This is a genomic window from Paractinoplanes brasiliensis (assembly GCF_004362215.1).
Lineage (GTDB): Bacteria > Actinomycetota > Actinomycetes > Mycobacteriales > Micromonosporaceae > Actinoplanes > Actinoplanes brasiliensis.
Genome location: NZ_SNWR01000002.1, coordinates 783245 through 800725, shown reverse-complemented (window position 1 = coordinate 800725; position 17481 = coordinate 783245). Strand labels below are relative to the sequence as shown.

Here is a 17481-nt window from a genome sequence, read left to right as displayed (position 1 = left end):
CCATCGCGTAAACACCCGCGCCGGCCGGCCACGTCCTGAAGACCGGACCGCCTCCGCGACGCCTGCGCCGGCGCGGGAGTGGCCACGGCAGCGGCCGTCGCCACCGGTCCGGACATCAATGAACGGCGGGTGATCCGCCGACACGCATGGTCGCAATTCAGTGGCTCGGGAGAAACTGTCGTACCCCTCCGCGAAGATGTCGTCCAAGCCTGACGAAGGGACGACTCATGAACGCACCGGCCATCGAGACTGCCGGGCTGATCAAGACCTTTGGCGACAACCGGGCCGTCGACGGGGTGGATCTCACGGTTCCGCCCGGCACGGTCTACGGCCTGCTCGGGCCCAACGGGGCGGGCAAGACCACAGTGGTACGCATGCTGGCCACGTTGCTGAGACCCGACGGCGGCGTGGCCCGCGTGTTCGGGCATGACGTGGTGCGCGAGGCCGACGCCGTACGGGGCCGGGTCAGCCTCACGGGGCAGTACGCCTCGGTCGACGAGGATCTGACCGGCGCCGAAAACCTGGTGCTGCTGGCGCGGCTGCTCGGCCACTCCAAGGCCCAGGCGCGTGAGCGGGCCGAGCAGCTGCTGGCCGCGTTCGGGCTGACCGAGGCGGCCGACCGGCAGGTGAAGAAGTACTCGGGCGGCATGCGGCGGCGCATCGACATCAGCGCCAGCATTCTCAACACCCCCGACCTGCTGTTCCTCGACGAGCCGACGACGGGGCTCGACCCGCGCAGCCGCAACCAGGTGTGGGACATCGTGCGCATCGTCGTCGCCAACGGCACGACGGTGCTGCTGACGACCCAGTATCTCGACGAGGCCGACCAGCTGGCCGGCCGCATCGCGGTGATCGACCACGGCCGGGTGATCGCGGAAGGCACCCCGGGACAGCTCAAGTCGTCGATCGGCGCGGGCACGATCCACGTGCGTCTGCGTGACGCGGCCCAGCGTCCGGCCGCCGAAAAGGTGCTGGCCGAGGTGCTCGGCACAACAGTGCAGCAGGAGGCCGATCCGGTGGCGCTGACCGCCCGGGCCGAGGCCGGCGGGTCCGACCGGGGCGCGGCCGAACTGGCGTCGCGGGCGCTGGGGCGGCTGGCCGAGGCGGGCATCGTGGTCGACGACTTCTCGCTGGGCCAGCCCAGCCTCGACGAGGTGTTTCTGGCCCTGACCGATCGGAAGGTGGCGGCATGAGCACGACGACGGAGACCGCTGAGACCGTCACGACCTATGCGCCGTCGAGCGAGACGCTGGGCGCCGTGCTGGCGCGGGCCGACCGCCCGAAACGGCCGAGCGCGCTGGCGGCGTCGCTGACCTTCGGCTGGCGGGCCGTGCTGAAGATCAAACATGTGCCCGAGCAGCTGTTCGACGTGACCGCGTTCCCCATCATCATGACGCTGATGTTCACGTACCTGTTCGGTGGCGCACTGGCCGGCTCGACCCGTGAATACCTGCAGTTCTTCCTGCCCGGCATCATGGTGACCAGCGTCGTCATGATCACGATGTACACCGGCGTGGGCCTGAACACCGACATCGAGAAGGGCGTCTTCGACCGCTTCCGCACGCTGCCGGTGTGGCGCCCCGCCGCCCTGGTCGGCATGATCTTCGGCGACGTGCTGCGCTACATCCTGGCCGCGACCACCATCATGATCGTCGGCCTGATCCTGGGTTTCCGCCCCGAGGGCGGCGTGATGGGCGTGGTGGCCGGCATCGGCCTGCTGGTCGTCTTCTCGTTCGCGTTCTCGTGGATCTGGACGATGTTCGGCCTGTTCCTGCGTTCCGAGAAATCGGTGATGGGCGTGAGCATGTTGGTGCTGTTCCCGCTCACGTTCCTCAGCAACGTCTTCGTCGACCCGTCCACCATGCCCGGCTGGCTGCAGGCTTTCGTCAACGTCAACCCGATCTCCCACCTGGTCTCCGCCATCCGCTCCATCATGGCCGGCGCCCCCGACATGCCCGAGATCATGTGGACGTTCATAGCGAGCGCCGCCCTGGTCACCGTCTTCGGCACCCTGACCATGCGCCTCTACAACCGCAAATGAGCGAACGCCTCGGCGTGGCCCGCGACCACGCTCCCCGTCGACCACGTCCGCCCCCATGCGTGTCCGGCATGCCGGACACGGTAGGCGGCGGCACCTCGCCCACCCCATCGACCGCGTACGCCTCCATGCGTGTCCGGCATGCCGGACACGGTAGGCGGCGGCACCTCGCCTACCCCACCAGCAACCGGCGCCTCGGCTTGCGGACAGTGGCGGCCGACCGGCGGATCCTTCGACTGCGCCGCGCCGAGCGCCGCTCGGCCGGGGGCGTCGGAGCCTTCGCGCCGCCGGCTTGGAGCATTACGCAATGGGCTCGGTGGAAGCCTCCGCCGGCTCGTCGCGTGCGAGTTGCGGGGCGTCACAGGTGACCCGGGCCGGCCCGTGCGCGGCTCCCGACAGGTGCGGTCCGCTCATTGCGCGGCACCAGCTGCGTACGGGCGTGCTTGACGCCGGGCTGCCGGTCAAAGGCGTCCACGAGGCGCAGGCGCGGCAGGGTTCGGCAGGAAGACGGACGTCAACACCGGCCCGTGGGAGCCGGTGTTCCCGAAGCCGGCCCGAGCGAGGCCAGGTCGTCGACGCCGACATCGGCGAGCTCGACGCGGCTCGCGCGGTATGACCGCGGCCCAGCCGGAGGAGAGTGACAGCGGGACGAGCACCCGCACCGCAGTCAGGTCGGCGGGGTCTGCTGGGCCTACCGGCTGCGGCGGGCCAGCACCAGCCAGCAGTTCGGGGTGCCGTCGCGGCGCCGGCCCAGCGCGGCGAGGGGCTGCGTGCCGACGGTGAAGCCGGCAGCGGTCAGGTCCTTCTCGAGCGCGCGGATCGGAGTCGTGCGGTAGTACATGACGAAGGGCGGGCGCCATACGGCGTTGCGGACCCGCATGACCCCGTCGAAGCCGAGCAGCATCCAGTGCGCTATCGACGTCACGGGTGGTGGCTCGCCGATCGCGAAGGCGAACAGCCCGCCAGGTCGCAGCGCCCGATGCACGCCCTCGAACAACGCCGGCCGTTCGCTCGGCAGGAAATGTCCGAGCGCCCCGAAGCTGACGGCCAGGTCGAAGCTCCGGTCGAAGGGCAGGGCACGCACGTCCGCTCGTACGAAGGTGGCTTGCGGATGGTGACGGCGGGCCTGTGCGAGCATGCCCGCGCTGAAGTCGACGCCCGTGATCGGCCCCCGGCAGACCTCGCGGAGAACGGTCAGGCCCGCGCCGGTGCCGCAGCAGACGTCCAGCCCCGTGCCGAACGGCCCCAGGCCGGCCAGCGTTTCGGCGGTCGCGTCGATGATGCCGTCCGGTGTGCGGAAAGGCGTGTGATCGAATTTCGGCGCGAGCAGGTCGTAGCCGCGTTCGACCGAGGACAGCGCTTGAACGGTCAGTTCGCGCAGGGACGGGCCACGGGACGAGAACACGGCCCGAGCGTACCGTCCACCGCCACGCCCGACCGGTGGCCGGCGCTTCAGAACGCCCGTGCCCGCCGCGCGACCTCCCCCAGGTGCCGCCACGTGCCGTCGCCGGCTTCCTGCAGGACGACGTACATCGCAGTCATCGCCGCGCGCTCCGTTCCGTTGCCCGCCGGCCCGGCCGGCGTACCGGTCCGGGCCGTTTCCTGGCGCTTCGCGTTCCTGGCGCTTCGCGAGTTCCCACAGCACCGCGAGTGTTCCATCGGCGTTCCGCGAGGGTTGTCAGCGGTCGTTGGAGCGGCCACCGAGGATCTGCAGGAAGAACAGGAAGACGTTGAGGATGTCGAGGAAGATCGAGGCGGCCAGCACCGGGGCCGAGGCGACGCCGGTGTTGCGGCGCAGGCGCTGGAAGTCAACCATCGTGAGGACGGCGAAGATGACCAGGCCGAGGACGGCGTAGATCAGGGCGCCGTTCGGGATGCTGACGAAGATGAGCACGATGCTGAAGGCGATGAGCGCGACCAGGGCCCAGAAGGCGTACCGGGCCAACGCCGACAGGTCGCGGCGGGTGGCGTAGCCGGCGGCGCCGAAACCGGCGATGAACAGGGCTGTCGCGCCGCCGGACTGCCACAGCGCCTGCGGGTTCTCATTGGCGTAGAAGGCCAGGGTGGGGGCCACGGCCAGACCGATGAACAGGCCGAACAGCGCCAGCAGGCCGATCGTGAGCTCCCGGGAGCGCCGGGCCGCGAACTGCATGCCGATCAGGGCGGCGAACGACGCGATGTAGGCGATGACGGCCGCGCCGCCGCCGAAGTCGCGTCCGAGGTAGGCGCCGAGGGCGAACAGGCCGGCGGTCCCGGCGACGAACCCCATCGTCTGCGCGAACAACGTGTGGCTCTGGTCCCGGGTGGCGATGCCGCCGTATGCGTACGATTCCATGACCTCACCCTTGTCTCCCCACCCGCTGCTCGCGCCAGGGGCGATCCCTGGTCTCCACCGGCCACCGGGTACGGCATGCCAGTGCCCAGCCGAGGCCCCGCGGGCCCGGCCCGGTGGCGACGGTCACGGGGTGACGCCGGTTACGGGCGCCGGTGTTCACCGTGGAACTGAGTAGTCGAGCAGCAGCCCGCCCGAGGACGTCGATCGGGCGCTGAGCAGGTGAAGCCGAGTGAGCGGCCGGCCGTCGGCGAACAACTTGCGTCCGTTGCCGGCGACGGCCGGGTACACGACGAGGCTGATCCGGTCGACGAGCCCGGCGGCCAGCAGCGCACGCGACAGGCCGATGCTGCCGTGTACGCCGATGTCGCCGCCGGGCTGTGCCTTGAGTTCTCGGACGACGTCGAGCGAGTCCACAGTGCTCGTGCCCGTCCACTCGACCGTCAGCGGTGACGACGTGAACACGTACTTGGGAACGCTGTTGATGAAATCGGCGAACGGCTGCATGTCGGACTTCGGCCAGTAGGGGGCCCACTCCTGGTACTGGCGCCGGCCGAGCAGCACGGCGTCCTGCGCGCCGATCACCTCGGCGAGGTTGGCATGCATCTCCTCGTCGAATTCGAGGACGAAGGTGTCAGGGTTCTCCGCCACGCCGTCGAGGGACATCAGGGTGTAGAGCACAACGCTTCGCATGGCGGTAGGACCGCCGCGCCGGCCGGAACTAATCGGTGATGTCGACGATTTCGCGGCCCAGCGGCCAGAAGGCGACCGGCACCAGTTTGAAGTTCGCGATACCGAACGGAATGCCGATGATGGTCACGCACTGCGCGATGCCGGCCACGATGTGCGTGAGCGCCAGCCACCAGCCGGCCACGACCACCCAGACGATGTTGCCGACGCCCGAGGCCACACCGATTCCGGGGCGGCTGACGACCGTACGCCCGAACGGCCACAGCGAATACACGGCGAGCCGCAGCGACGCTATCCCGAACGGGATGGTCACGATCAGCACGAAGCAGATGAGGGCAGCCAGCCCGTAGCCGATCGCGAGCACGAAACCGCTGCCGAAGATGAACCAGAGGACGTTCAGTATCAGTCGCACACGTCAAGCATGCCCGGCCGGATCAATCCCCGTTGTTCTTGCGCTCCGCGTCGTCGGCCGTTTCCGCGATCGCCGTCGCGGTGGCCAAGGCTGCGGCGTCGTGGTCGGACGGCGGCAAGGCATCCCCCGGGTCGGCCGGATTGTCGTCGGGTTCGCCCTCGGACGGGCCGACCGCGGAGGCCAGCAGCGCCGAATTCGGAATGTTCAGCGGGCCCTCAGCGGTATCGAGAACCGTGTAGAGCAGCCCGGCCGAGATGATCGTGCCGTAGTGCGGCCCGCCGATGGCGCCGGAGAGGACCCGGACGTGTTGCCCGGGAATGTACGGACGCGCGAAGAGCAGCACGAGACCGGCGAAGAGGTTGCCCAGCACCGGCTGCGCGGCCAGGCCGAGGATGACCCCGGTGACCGCGCCGCCGACCAGCAGGTGTTGCAGGCCGACGCCGAGCAGGTCGCACACGGCGAACACGGTGACCAGGTAGCCGCCGAGCAGCGTGAGCAGGCGGAGCGGCGTGGCGGCCGAGACCCCGGCGCGCGCCTGAGTGATCCGGTGCACCTCGCGGGCGGCCGTGCGGCTGGCGAGGATGCCAGCCACCGCGACCACCACCGCACACCCGTACGCCATCAGCCGATCGCGCAGCACGGACGAGTCGATGTCGCCGACCTGGCTGCCGACGACCAGCGCGGCCAGCGCGATGAACCCGAACACCACCGCTTTGCGGAAGTCGGGACGGACATGCTGTTCCAGCAGCGGCATTCCGAACATGGTGCCGAAATCCTATCGGTGCCCTCCCACGATCAGATCCCCGCCCCGGAAACGTCCGACCATTCACCGAAACTTCCAGGAGGTCCTGACCGGTTTCGCCTACGAAGACCTGTCCGTTTGCAGGTTTTCGCAGGAGAACGACCCCCCTGAACAGCCAGTAAGCTCACCTGTACACCAAGCAGTTACCGCGAACTTTCCGGAAGTTGTTGACATCGCAGCACCGCCGCAACAGTATTAGTGCCATCGACGGACCTGAAAATCCGCCGAGCCGGGCTCCGCAAGGTCCCGGTGCCGGCGTCGTCCCCGCCGGGCGCCGGCCGGCAAATCCCGCGCTGCGACGGCGCCGTCGTGCGGTGGTCTCCACCCTTGACCACCGAATCCGCCACGCCGGCGTCGTCGCTCGCTCCCCCGGCACACCGACGGACGGTCACCTGTTGCTGGCGCGTCTGCCAACGTCGCCGGATCACGATCGCCAACCTGCGAAGCAGGCGGGGCTACCAGGCCCAGCTGACGGACATCGTGGTCGTGAGCAGGCTCTTCGCCGCCGCCCGGCCACGGGGCGACAGCAGACGCATCATCCGGAGCCCGTTGTACGGCCAGCTCTCCGAGCCGGTGACGACCCGGGTGCCGCCGGGGCACGGCAGCCAGCCTGCTCGCGCGTAGAACGATTCCAGATCGGGCGCGCAGAACAACGCGGCAGCGTCCGCGTCACTGCCGTCCAGCCACTCGTTGACCCGCTCCACCACCCGCCGGCCGTATCCCCGCCCGCGGTACGGCGTCGCGGTCAGCACATTGCCCACGCCGTCGATCGCGTAGTCCGTGCCGTCGTGCGAAACGGTCACCCTGATCACAGCGGCGTAGGACACGAGCACCTCGTCCTGGTGGATCACGACGTGGAACGTGGTGAGATCCGCCGGGTACGGCTCGCGTAGCCAGGTCAGCCCGCCGGTGAACAGTGACGGCCAGATCTGGCGCATGTACGCGACCGCTTGCCAGGAGAAAGCGCTCGGCAATTCGGCGTGCGCGAAGGTGGACAGAATCGGCACCCGGCAAACGGTACCCAAGAAGGATCGAAAATGGTGCCGCGCGGCAACGACCTGCGATGTTGCGGAACCGCGCCGAGCGGGGAGACGCAGCCGCAGACGGATCAACGGTTTCGCGTGCCGGCCAACGATGCCGGGCCGGCTGTGCGTTCTGCCGAGCGGTACTCCGACCACGGAACCGCCGGGCGGGGCAAGTTCCGCTTGGCCAGATAGCGGGCCGCCGTTTTCCGTAGACCCAGGATCGTCCGGAGCATGGTCAACGGCGTCATCCTGTCGGCCGTGGAGATGTAGCGTTCCGGGTTCAGAACCCACGCGCCGCTCGAGGGGGTCAGCGTTCCGGTCACCACGAAAGCCCGCAGAGCGTCCAGCTTGGCGTCGTGACTGTGCCACAGCAGGCTCGCCCGGCCGGCGACGAGCCCGTCGACGGCGTCGAGGACGAATCTGCCGTCGACCGCGGACGGGTGGACGCGGCGCATGGCGGGGGCTCCGGAAACGTCGTACGCGCTGAGCACCGCGCCTCCGAAGGCGGACATCCGGCGTACGGCTGGGAAGGAAGTGTCCCCGGACCGCGGGGGCGGCGGAGCCGGGCGGTAGGCCGGGAACGTCGTGACCTCGCCGGGAGTGATCGTGATCAGCAGGCGCATGTAGTACCAGTCCATCAGTCGGCGCAGGCCGGGCACGCGGTGGTAGGCGGACGAGGGCTGCACCCGGCGGATCCGCAGCCACAGGTCGGCCCACGGGCCGGGCGCGGTGACGACCTCGTCGGGGCAGGTGGCGGTCCCCTGGAGCAAGACCTGCGAAGGCTCGTCCAGGCCGCTGCCGGTCGGGTCGGAGAACAGCACGGCGACCCGGTTGTCGCGGCGGATGTTGAGGGCCTTCTGCGGCAGGCCGATCGACGTGCTGATCAGGAACGTGCCGTCGGCGCGCCGGATGCCGACCGTCGGCCACGCCACGGGGGTGCCGTCGCGCCCCACGGTCAGCAGTTCGCAGGTGCGGTAGGCGTCGATGAGTGAGTCCATGACAGGCAGCGTCCGGTGGGCGTCTTGTGGCCGGCTGAAGAAAGGCCTTCAGCCGCGCTCAAGCGGGCGCGCGCACGCTGCGGGGCATGACGACGACTGAGCAGCTGATGCTTCCGGGACAGGCCGCGGCGCCGGACGGGCCGAACGATCTGACCGGGATGTTCCTGATCCATCACGCGTTCCGGCGGGATCTGCGCCGGTTCGCGGCCGCGGTGACCGCCACCCCGGCGCACGAGACGCGGGTGTGGCGTGCCCTCGACCGGCGTTGGCGGATGTTCGGCACGTTCCTGCACCACCATCACACCATCGAGGACGCGGCGATCTGGCCGGTGCTGCTCGGCCGGGTCGACCCTTCGGGCCGCGCGACGCTCGAGGCGATGGAGGCCGAGCACGGCGAGATCGACCCGCTGCTCGAGGCGTGCGGGTCCGGGTTCGCGACGCTGGCCGCCCGGCCCGACGAGGACGTACGGCGGTCGTTGGAGATCAGGATCGTGGCGGCGGGCGAGCGGCTGAACGCGCATCTGGCGCACGAGGAGACCGAGGCGCTCGTGCTCGTGCAGAAGCACCTCACCGCCGACGAGTGGCAGGTCGTGGAGGAGAAGAGCGCGAAGGGCGCGTACTCGTTCCGGGAGTCGATGGCCGCGGTGCCGTGGGTGATGCACGAGCTGCCCGCCGACGCCCGGAAGCGGCTGCTCAAGATGGCCGGTCCGGTGCTGGCCGTGCTGTGGCGGCTGACGCGCGGCGGCTTCCTCAGGCGAGAGACAACAGCTTTCCGGTACGCCTGATCCACTCGGCCACGAGCGGGAGGCGCCACTGGTCGCACAGCGCGAGCGCGTCCCGTGCGTGGCGGACGGCCCGCTCCCGTTCACCCGCCGCGGCGGCCGCGATCGACAGGTACGCGTCGACGGGCGGCTGCCCGACCGCGCCGCCGGCCGAGCACGGCCTCCCCGCGTACGGGGAAAGCCTGTGATAGATCTTCGCGGCCAGCACCAGATCACCGAGTCCGGCGCTGGCCTCGGCCGCCTGGCACAGGTTGACCAGCGTGTACCAGTCCTCGGGGTGATCGATGTCGAGCCCGTGGGCCGCGTGCCACGCGCGGGCCTCGTCGGCGAGCCCGGCGCGCAGCAACAGCATCACGATGCTGGAGTCCAGCGGCAGGCGGCTGTGCGGGGCGAGCGCCTGCAGTTGCCGGGCCATCTCGGCGCTGTTGTCACCGCGGATCATGCGGAGCATCAGCGCCGAGCCGGCCGCGCTCTCCACGGCCTGCGGCATCGACGTGCGGGACATGAGGTCGTTGGTCTCGGCGAACAGCTTCTCGGCGTCGGCAAACCGGCCGCGCAGCGCCAGCCACGGCATCTCGAGCCAGCCCAGCGCGACCAGCGGCGTGGCGAGCCGGTACCGCTCGGCGTCGGCGCGGGCACGGGCGATCTCCTCGTCCATCTCGGCGATGCGGCCGGTTTCCTGCGCGCTGATCGCCACCAGCGTACGCACGGTGACCTCACGGATCCGGTTGCCGCTGCGGGTCGCGGCGGTCAGGGCCTCCTGCGCGAGGGCCCAGCGTTCCTCGGCGGTGGACGGCCGCCAGATCGCGAGCCACGCGACCGTGCACGACCAGTCGAGCAGGCCCGGGTCGGCCAGCCGCCGGGCCATCGCGAGGCCCTGTTCGACCAGCGCGCGGCGCTCGGCGGGCGCGTCGGCGAAGTACAGCTCGACCGCGAGGGCGAGCATGACCTGACAGCGCAGCTCGGAGTCGGCGGCCGGCAGCTTGCGCAGCACGCCGCGCAGGGTCGTGGGCAGGGTCGGATGCACCGTCGGGTGCGGGCGCGGGAGCCAGACCGCGCCGTCGACGGCTGCGATCGCCGCCCGGGCCTCGGCCCGCACATCGCCCGTCCCGGCCGCCACCTCCACGGCGGCGACCTGCGCCGCGTCGAGGCCGTCGAGGTCACCGCCCTGCCGGCACGCCACCACACGGTCCATCAGCACGGCGTAGCGCTCGCTTGCCGTCACCGCGGGATCGTTGCCCTGCGTGTCGATCGCGGTGGCGAGCAGGGCGGCCGCCTCGTCCCAGGCGTGCACCGCGGTCGCTTTGCGGGCCGCCGCCACGCAGGCCTGCCACGCGTCGCGGGCATGCCTGGGGCCGGCGGCGAGCCAGTGCCGGGCGGCGCGGGCCGGGTCGGTGACCCGCGCGGCGACCGACGCGTGGCGGCGGGCCCGCCGGGTGGCCGGGATGCCGTCGTGCACGGCGTCGCGGACCAGCGCGTGGGAGAACCGGAACTCCTCGGGCCCGGCCTCGGTCACCAGCCCCTCGGACAGGGCGGGTTCGAGCCGGTCGAGCACGTCGTCGGCGGACTCGCCGGTGACCGCCGCGAGCAGGTCGAGGTCGAAGTCGCGGCCGATCACCGCGGCGAGGCGCAGCAGGTCCCGGGCCGGTTCGGGCAGCTTGGCCGTGCGGGCGGCGACGACATCGGCGACGGCGGCCGGAACCACGCCGCCGCGGAGCGGGTCGCGCGGGCCGCTGTCGCCGACCGGTGTGTCCAGCTTGACGAGTTCGGTCAGCAGGAAGGCGTTGCCGCCGGTGCGATCCCGCAGCCGCGCGGCCTCGTCGTGGCCGGCGTCGCGGCCGGTGATCGATCGGACCAGCGCCCGCACGTCGGGCTCGGCCAGGCCCTCGAGGTCGATGCGGGTGGCGCCGTGGCGGGCCAGTGCCTCGAGGACCTCGCCGAGCGCGCCCGCCGGCTCGGGGTGGGAGCGCCGGGTGGTGAGGATCGCGAGGCGGCCGGTGGCGGTGGCGATCAGGTGGCGCAGGAGCTTGAGCGTGGACGGGTCGGCCCAGTGCAGGTCGTCGAGGACGATCAGCAACGGCCGGCGCTCCGCGGCGCCGGTCAGGGCCGCGGTGACCTCGTGCCAGAGCGCGAACTGGTTGTCCCAGGTTCCGGTGATCAGCCTTTCGGCCAGCGCCGTGTCCCGCAGCTGTCTGAGCACGCCGGACCACGGCCAGAGCGGCGGGGCGCCTTCGTCCTGGGAGCAGCGTCCGACGCCGACGGCGAACCCGCGGGCGGTCGCGTTCTCGACGACGGCTCCGGCCAGGCGGGTCTTGCCGATGCCGGGCTCGCCGACGAGCATGGCCACGGCCGGGGTCCCGGTTGCGGCGGCGTGCGCGAGGGTGCGGTTGAGCTGCGCCAACTCGGTTTCCCGGCCGGCCATCGGAGGGTCGCGGGGCTGCTGCGGGCGTACGGGGAAGGTCTCTTGCCGCGGGACGGCCGTCTCCAGCTCACGCAGCGCCGGGCCGGGCTCGATGCCCAGTTCCTCGTCAAGGCGCCGGCGCATCTCGCGGAGCAGCTCAAGGGCGCGGCCCTGATGTCCCGCGCGGGCGTGGGCCCGGACACGCAGCGCGCAGATCGACTCGCGCAGCGGGTGCTCGGCGGCGAGCGCGGCCAGTTCGGCGGCGACGGCCGAGGGCTCGCCGAGCGCCAGCCGGACGAGCGCGCGGTCCTCCAACGCGACCAGGCGCAACTCCTCCAGGCGCGCCCGTTCGGCCCGGGCCGGGTCGCTGTCACCCAGATCCGCGTACGGGGCGCCGGCCCACAACGCCAGGGCGGCGTCGAGCGTGGCGCGCAGCTGCTGCAGGTCCTCGGGGGGACGTTCGTCGGGCGGTGCGGTGGTGTTCAGGTCGCGGTGTGTCCGCTCGACGACGGCGGCGAACTCGATCGCGTCGATGCCGGCGACGTCCAGACGGTAGCCCTGCGGCGTGGTCAGCAGGATCTCGGGCGGGGTGCGGGCGGCGCGGCCCGGTTCGAGCGCCTTGCGCAGGTGCGCGACGTACGTCTGCAGCGCCGCGGCGGCGGCCGGTGGCGGGTCGTCCCCCCAGAGCAGGTCGATGAGCGCGTCGGCGGTGACCGGGCGCCCGGCGTGCAGGGCGAGCGCGGCCAGCAGCGCGCGATGCTTGGGCGCGCCGAGCACGACCGGCTCACCCGCGCGCGTGGCACGGGCCGGGCCCAGGACGGCAACCTGCACGGGCCGAGAGTAGGCCCGCTCCCCCGGCTCGCGGCACCGCCGAACGTCCGAATCACCGGGCCCGGGCGCCGGAGTAATACGCTGCGAGAACCCGCAAATGGATTTATTGACCGCAATATGTCTGGATGCAATTCCGCAGATCCGCCGGACACCCCGGGAACCGCAAGTGTCCCAGGCAATTGCTGTCAGGCCTCGTGAGGCTGGGCGGCCGGGCGGCCACCCCATGAGGTGTCACATCGGCAGGCCCGGCGGTGACGTGAGGTCGTACCCGGAAAGTGTGAGGAGACCTCGATGAACATCGCACTGTGGGTGGCGGCCGGACTGCTCGCCACGGTTGCCTTTTCCGGCGGTGCCGCCATCGCGTGGGGACGGTTCCCGGCATGAGCGACGCGAACACCGAAACCTTCGTCGCGCATCGGAATCTGCTGTTCACCGTCGCGTACGAGATGCTCGGCTCGGCCGCCGACGCCGAGGACGTGCTGCAGGAGACGTGGCTGCAGTGGACCAAGATCAACCTCGGGGACGTACGGGATCCCCGGGCGTTCCTGGTGCGCATCACAACCCGGCAGTCGCTGAACCGCTTGCGCACGGTGAAGCGCCGGCGGGAGGCGTACGTGGGATCGTGGCTGCCCGAACCGCTGCTGACCACGCCCGACGTGGCCGAGGACGTGGAACTCGCCGAGAGCGTGTCGATGGCGCTCATGCTGGTGCTGGAGACGCTGTCGCCGACCGAGCGGGCGGTGTTCGTGCTGCGTGAGGCGTTCGACCTGGGCTACGACGAGATCGCCGTCGCCGTGGAGAAGACCCCGGCCGCCGTACGCCAGATCGCCCATCGCGCCCGCAAGCACGTGGACGCCCGCCGCCCGCGCGAGGCCGTCACCGCCGCCGAGACCCGCGCCGCCCTCGACTCGTTCCGTCAGGCCCTCGAAACCGGTGACCTGCAGGGCCTGCTCGACGTGCTGGCCCCCGACGTCGTCCTGCTCGCCGACGGCGGCGGTCTCAAACAGGCCGTGCCCCGCCCGATCGTCACCGCCGGCAAGGTGGCCCGGCTCATGCGCGCCGGCTACGGCAGGGAAGGGCACCGCCTGTCGGTGGGCGCCGCCACCGTCAACGGCAGCCCGGCCCTGGTCATCAGCCTCGACGGCGAGCTCGACGGGGTGCTGGCCGCGCACGTGCGGGAGGGCCGGATCACGGCCCTCTACTACGTGCGCAACCCGCACAAACTGTCCCGGCTGGGCAGCGCGACGCCGTTGACCCGCTGATTCAGCTCGCGGCCGGCTCCCAGACGTACGTCTGCGGGGCCACCACGGCCGTCGAGCGGAAGTTGGCGTCGACCGTGGCCAGCTCGCGCGCATTCGGGTACGCGTTCGTGCACGAGCTGGGGCACGGACGAGAAACGCTCATACAGGGACGTCTGCACTGACACATCGGAGGCTGGGCGGGCCCCGTGTCGATGTGTCACGCTCGAAAACGAGCGTCCCGATCGGGAGGGGAGTGCCGGTGTTCGAGATCCCACGTCAGCCCACCACACCGGAGACAGCCTCGCGACCCCCGTCCGTCCCTGGGGCGAACCCAGAGCGCCCGGAGCTCCGCCACCTGCGAGCCGACACCGGCTACGTCCGTCATGAGCCGGACGCCTTCACACCACCAGCCGTCGCCGACTACCAGCGCCTGCACATCCTCCGCCCGAGCCGGGAGCAAACGGACACCCCCACACCACCCGCCACCGCCGACCACCAACGCCCAGACATCCTCCGCCCGAGCCGGCACCAAACGGACACCCCCACACCACCCGCCACCGCCGACCACCAGCACCCAGACATCCTCCGCCCAAGCCAGCACCAAACAGACACCGAGATCGATCTCGAGCGCGCGTCGCCCCGCAACGAAGAGGGCGACGTGATGCCCGAGGCGCAAGCCTCGGACGGAGACCTGTCGGAAGAGCTACGCGGCGCGGCCGGAAAGGTGGGCACGCAGCCACGCTCCACCCGTCTCCCGTCCCCTCCCGCCGTTGTCGCGAGGCGTCGCGCGCCCACCGACCGGCCGGAGACCGCGCAACGGGATACCCCCGCCCCGCCCCGCCCGGTCGATGCCACGCCAGAGGACAGACCTGCCCCCGACTCCGAGGTCGTCGGCGCGATTTCTCCAATCGAGTTGCCTCCGGGTCCAAACGGGCACTCCGACGGCGTCGGCGGCGCGGAGAACGACGAGCAGCCGGAGCCTGGCAAAGCGCGAGGGGTCGTCGTGCCAATCGACCGGCTGACCGGGCACTTCGTCGATGTCGGAATGAGTGGGCTGGAAAGCTCGCTCTGGAAGGTCGGCGAAGAGCTGGCAGACCGACTGCATTCGGTCGGGCCGCAAGTCGTGCGAGGGCTCTACCTCACCAAGCAGGTCGTCGAGATGTTCAAAGGGCACCAGTCCGGGGACGGGTTTTACTTCAAGGTCTCGGCACCCGGTCTCGATCTTCCCTCGGGTTGGAGCTCGTCTTCCGGATCCGCCTCGGGTGCCTGCACCGCGACGCGGCGGGTTATGGGTTCAGAGCGGAAATCCAGGTCTTCGAGCCGTGGTTCCCCGATCTGGACGTGAAGCACCGGCTGCCCGACACCGCTGGGAAGCTCGGCCGGGGCATACCTCCGACGTACACGCCGCCGCCGCGCCGCGATGACCCCTGGCGCGTGTGGCTCGTGCTGATCGGCGACGGCCTCATCCTGGACCTCGCTGGGACGCTCGCCGATACGACCGGCACGCCGGTTGACGAGATGACCGCGCGCCTGCTGGCCTTCCGCGCCTGCGGCCGAAGTGAGACTCGGCTCGCCGGCCCGGGATGGCTGTGATCGCTGGGCCGAGCTCACGATCGACTCCACTCCCTCGGCGCGGAGGTCGGCGGCCAGAGGCAAGAGGGTGAGGACCTGGCGGGTCGACTAAAGAGCCAGGGGGCAGGCGACTTCGTTCGGGGACCATCTGGGGACCGCACGTCATGCGCTCCGGTGCTCTGCCATGTCATCCCGACGTGGATGGTGTCGACTCGGCCGCGCCCGGCATCCGGGGTGCGATTTCGTCCGTACTGTCTTTACGGGTTCTTTATCGAAGATCTGGCAGGGTGGTGCTTGTGCGTGTGCTGATCGCCGACGACGAGAGGATCCTGGCCGACACCGTCGCCGACGGGCTCCGGGACTTCGCCATGGCCGTCGACGTGGTCTACGACGGCGAGGCCGCACGCGAACGAGTCACCGTCAACCGGTACGACGTGGCCGTGCTCGACCGCGACATGCCGGGCGCGACCGGCGACGAGGTGTGCCGCGAGATGATCGCGGCCGGTCTCGACACCCGCGTGCTGCTGCTGACCGCGGCGGCGGGCATCCGCGACCGGGTGGAGGGTCTGGGGCTGGGCGCCGACGACTACCTGACCAAGCCGTTCGCCTTCGCCGAGCTGGTCGCCCGGGTGCAGGCGCTGGGCCGCCGGGCCAACGCCGTGCAGGGACCGGTGCTCGAACGCGACGGCATCGTGCTCGACATCCCCCGCCACACCGCCGCCCGCGACGGGCTGCCGCTGCGGTTGTCACCCAAGGAATTCGCCGTGCTGCGGGTGCTGCTGCGCGCCGACGGGGCCGTGGTCAGTTCCGAGGAGCTGCTCGAACAGGCCTGGGACGAGCACACCGACCCCTTCACCCACACCGTACGGGTCACCGTGATGACGTTGCGCAAAAAGCTCGGCGACCCGCCGGTCATCCACACCGTGCCCCGCGTCGGCTATCGGCTCGGCCGGTGACGCTGCGCTCGCCGCGCTGGACGGCCACGCTGATCTGCGCGGCCGTCGTGCTCGTGGGCTACTTCACCCCCGAGCTGGCCGACCGGCTGGCCGGCAGCTGGCAGCGCATCCTGCGTACGGTCTGCGCCCCCTCCCGCGGCGGCGGCTCGACCAACTTCGTCTGCACGCACCTGTTCTACCCGGCCGACACGTACTGGATCTTCAAGGGCTTCGTGCTGGCCGTCGCGCTGGGCCTGGCGCTGCTGGCGATGAACTGGACGGTCCAGCCGATCCGTGACCTGGCCGCCCAGATCCGCGCCCTGGGGCCGCAGAACTTCGCTTTCCGCGTACGCACCTCCCAGCGCCGCGGCGAGATGGCGGACCTCGCCGCCGCGGTCAACGACATGATCGCTCGCGTGGCCGTCGGCTACGAGTCACAGCGCCGTTTCGCCGCCGACGCCGCGCACGAGTTGCGCACCCCGCTGGCGGTGCAGCGCACGCTGATCGAGGTCTCGCTGGCCCGCAACCCCAGCCCCGAGCGGCTGCGGGTGGTCGCCGAGCAGCTCCTGGAAACCAACGAGCGCAACGTACGCCTCATCGAGGCCCTGCTCGTGCTCAGCGAGAGCGACCGCGGTGTGGCCTCCCGCAGCCTGCTGCGCCTCGACGAGATCGTGGCCGACGTGGTGGCCGACCACGCGGGCGCGGCGGCCGACGCCAAGGTCACCGTCGGCACGACCCTGGCCCCCCGCACCGTGATCGGCGAACGGGTGCTGCTGGAACGCCTGGTCAGCAACCTGGTGCAGAACGCCGTCAAGTACAACCGCCCCGGCGGCACGGTGGCGGTGACCGTGGGCGACCAGCCCGCCCTGACCGTCGAGAACACCGGTGACGACGTCCCACCCGACGAGGTGGCGGGCCTGTTCGAGCCGTTCCGCCGCCTGCACGGCGCACGGATCGACCACTCCGGCGGCGCGGGCCTGGGCCTGACGATCGCCCGCTCGATCGTCCGCGCACACGACGGCTCGATCACCGCCCGCCCCCTCGGCCACGACGGCCTGCGGGTCGAGGTCACCCTGCCCTCGTCGAACACCCCTTGAGAACCCCCGCCGCGGGGCTGATCTGGGGCTGATCGCCGACCTCACCTCGGTCAAAGTCTTCTTCCTGATCTGCGTGGCAGTCGCCGGCCTGTACGGCGCAGCCACAGTCAACAAGCGCATCCTGTACATCCAGGTCGCGCCGGCCGCCCTCGCCCTGATCTTCGTGGCCCTCGCCCGCTGACCCCTCACCCCTGGCGGCCTCGTCTCGCTCGCCCACACTCAAGCCTGACCGGCCCGCCGCCCTCGCCGTCCGCCTGGCCCTCGCCCTCGCCGGCTCCCCTGTGGCCCGGTTCTGGTCGCTCACCGTCCCGGTTCGGGCTCGGCC

At 71.1% G+C, this 17481-nt stretch carries 17 protein-coding genes; 8 read left to right on the top strand and 9 right to left on the bottom strand.

The window, feature by feature from the left end; translation table 11 throughout:
- The first annotated feature begins 227 nt into the window (after window positions 1-227).
- Together C8E87_RS35690 and C8E87_RS35685 are read left to right on the top strand one after the other, a co-directional pair.
- Entirely contained in the window at window positions 228-1193 is a 966-nt protein-coding gene (locus C8E87_RS35690; RefSeq protein ID WP_133877810.1) for an ATP-binding cassette domain-containing protein, read from the top strand.
- Window positions 1190-2041 carry an ABC transporter permease gene (locus tag C8E87_RS35685; protein ID WP_133877809.1) on the top strand — a complete coding sequence of 284 codons (852 nt, stop codon included), beginning with the start codon at window positions 1190-1192 and terminating at the stop codon, window positions 2039-2041. Before C8E87_RS35690 ends, C8E87_RS35685 begins: the two co-directional genes overlap by 4 nt.
- A 688-nt stretch (window positions 2042-2729) precedes the next feature.
- Here the strand turns inward: C8E87_RS35685 and C8E87_RS35680 are convergent.
- The 7 genes from C8E87_RS35680 to C8E87_RS35650 all read right to left on the bottom strand — a co-directional run bounded on the left by C8E87_RS35680 (window position 2730) and on the right by C8E87_RS35650 (window position 8297).
- Complete coding sequence (locus tag C8E87_RS35680; protein ID WP_133877808.1) at window positions 2730-3443, bottom strand: class I SAM-dependent DNA methyltransferase; 714 nt, start codon at window positions 3441-3443, stop codon at window positions 2730-2732.
- A 273-nt stretch (window positions 3444-3716) separates the two neighbouring features.
- A complete protein-coding gene (locus tag C8E87_RS35675) occupies window positions 3717-4373 on the bottom strand; it encodes a Bax inhibitor-1/YccA family protein (RefSeq protein WP_133877807.1) in 657 nt (218 codons plus the stop codon).
- A 156-nt stretch (window positions 4374-4529) separates the two neighbouring features.
- On the bottom strand, window positions 4530-5063 hold the full coding sequence (locus C8E87_RS35670; protein WP_133877806.1) for a dihydrofolate reductase family protein: 534 nt from the start codon (window positions 5061-5063) through the stop codon (window positions 4530-4532).
- Window positions 5064-5091: 28 nt separating this feature from the next.
- Window positions 5092-5472: a YccF domain-containing protein gene (locus tag C8E87_RS35665; RefSeq protein ID WP_133877805.1), complete on the bottom strand. Its 381-nt coding sequence runs from the start codon at window positions 5470-5472 to the stop codon at window positions 5092-5094.
- 22 nt (window positions 5473-5494) lie between these two features.
- On the bottom strand, window positions 5495-6235 hold the full coding sequence (locus C8E87_RS35660) for a mechanosensitive ion channel family protein (RefSeq protein ID WP_133877804.1): 741 nt from the start codon (window positions 6233-6235) through the stop codon (window positions 5495-5497).
- Window positions 6236-6729: 494 nt separating this feature from the next.
- Window positions 6730-7281, bottom strand: a complete 552-nt coding sequence (locus C8E87_RS35655; protein WP_133877803.1) for a GNAT family N-acetyltransferase — start codon at window positions 7279-7281, stop codon at window positions 6730-6732.
- Window positions 7282-7382: 101 nt separating this feature from the next.
- Window positions 7383-8297: a pyridoxamine 5'-phosphate oxidase family protein gene (locus tag C8E87_RS35650; protein WP_133877802.1), complete on the bottom strand. Its 915-nt coding sequence runs from the start codon at window positions 8295-8297 to the stop codon at window positions 7383-7385.
- An 86-nt stretch (window positions 8298-8383) separates the two neighbouring features.
- On the opposite strand from C8E87_RS35650, the gene C8E87_RS35645 reads away from it, so the two are divergent.
- A complete protein-coding gene (locus C8E87_RS35645; RefSeq protein ID WP_133877801.1) occupies window positions 8384-9082 on the top strand; it encodes a hemerythrin domain-containing protein in 699 nt (232 codons plus the stop codon).
- Here the strand turns inward: C8E87_RS35645 and C8E87_RS35640 are convergent.
- On the bottom strand, window positions 9048-12311 hold the full coding sequence (locus C8E87_RS35640; RefSeq protein ID WP_166661390.1) for an ATP-binding protein: 3264 nt from the start codon (window positions 12309-12311) through the stop codon (window positions 9048-9050). The genes C8E87_RS35645 and C8E87_RS35640 overlap by 35 nt on opposite strands.
- A 380-nt stretch (window positions 12312-12691) precedes the next feature.
- On the opposite strand from C8E87_RS35640, the gene C8E87_RS35635 reads away from it, so the two are divergent.
- The gene (locus C8E87_RS35635; protein ID WP_133877799.1) at window positions 12692-13573 is read left to right on the top strand and encodes an RNA polymerase sigma-70 factor; all 882 of its coding nucleotides are present in this window, start codon (window positions 12692-12694) and stop codon (window positions 13571-13573) included.
- A 1-nt stretch (window position 13574) separates the two neighbouring features.
- On the opposite strand, the gene C8E87_RS44000 is transcribed toward C8E87_RS35635, so the two are convergent.
- Window positions 13575-13715, bottom strand: coding sequence for a hypothetical protein (locus tag C8E87_RS44000; RefSeq protein ID WP_166661389.1), 141 nt, complete (start codon window positions 13713-13715; stop codon window positions 13575-13577).
- Window positions 13716-14785: 1070 nt separating this feature from the next.
- On the opposite strand from C8E87_RS44000, the gene C8E87_RS35630 reads away from it, so the two are divergent.
- The 4 genes from C8E87_RS35630 to C8E87_RS35615 all read left to right on the top strand — a co-directional run bounded on the left by C8E87_RS35630 (window position 14786) and on the right by C8E87_RS35615 (window position 17337).
- Window positions 14786-15145, top strand: coding sequence for a hypothetical protein (locus C8E87_RS35630; RefSeq protein WP_133877798.1), 360 nt, complete (start codon window positions 14786-14788; stop codon window positions 15143-15145).
- Window positions 15146-15420: 275 nt separating this feature from the next.
- The gene (locus tag C8E87_RS35625; protein WP_133877797.1) at window positions 15421-16080 is read left to right on the top strand and encodes a response regulator transcription factor; all 660 of its coding nucleotides are present in this window, start codon (window positions 15421-15423) and stop codon (window positions 16078-16080) included.
- Complete coding sequence (locus C8E87_RS35620) at window positions 16077-17156, top strand: sensor histidine kinase (protein ID WP_239080436.1); 1080 nt, start codon at window positions 16077-16079, stop codon at window positions 17154-17156. The genes C8E87_RS35625 and C8E87_RS35620 overlap by 4 nt, the downstream gene beginning before the upstream one ends.
- A 22-nt stretch (window positions 17157-17178) precedes the next feature.
- Window positions 17179-17337, top strand: coding sequence for a DUF1304 family protein (locus C8E87_RS35615; RefSeq protein WP_133877796.1), 159 nt, complete (start codon window positions 17179-17181; stop codon window positions 17335-17337).
- Window positions 17338-17481: the final 144 nt, after the last annotated feature.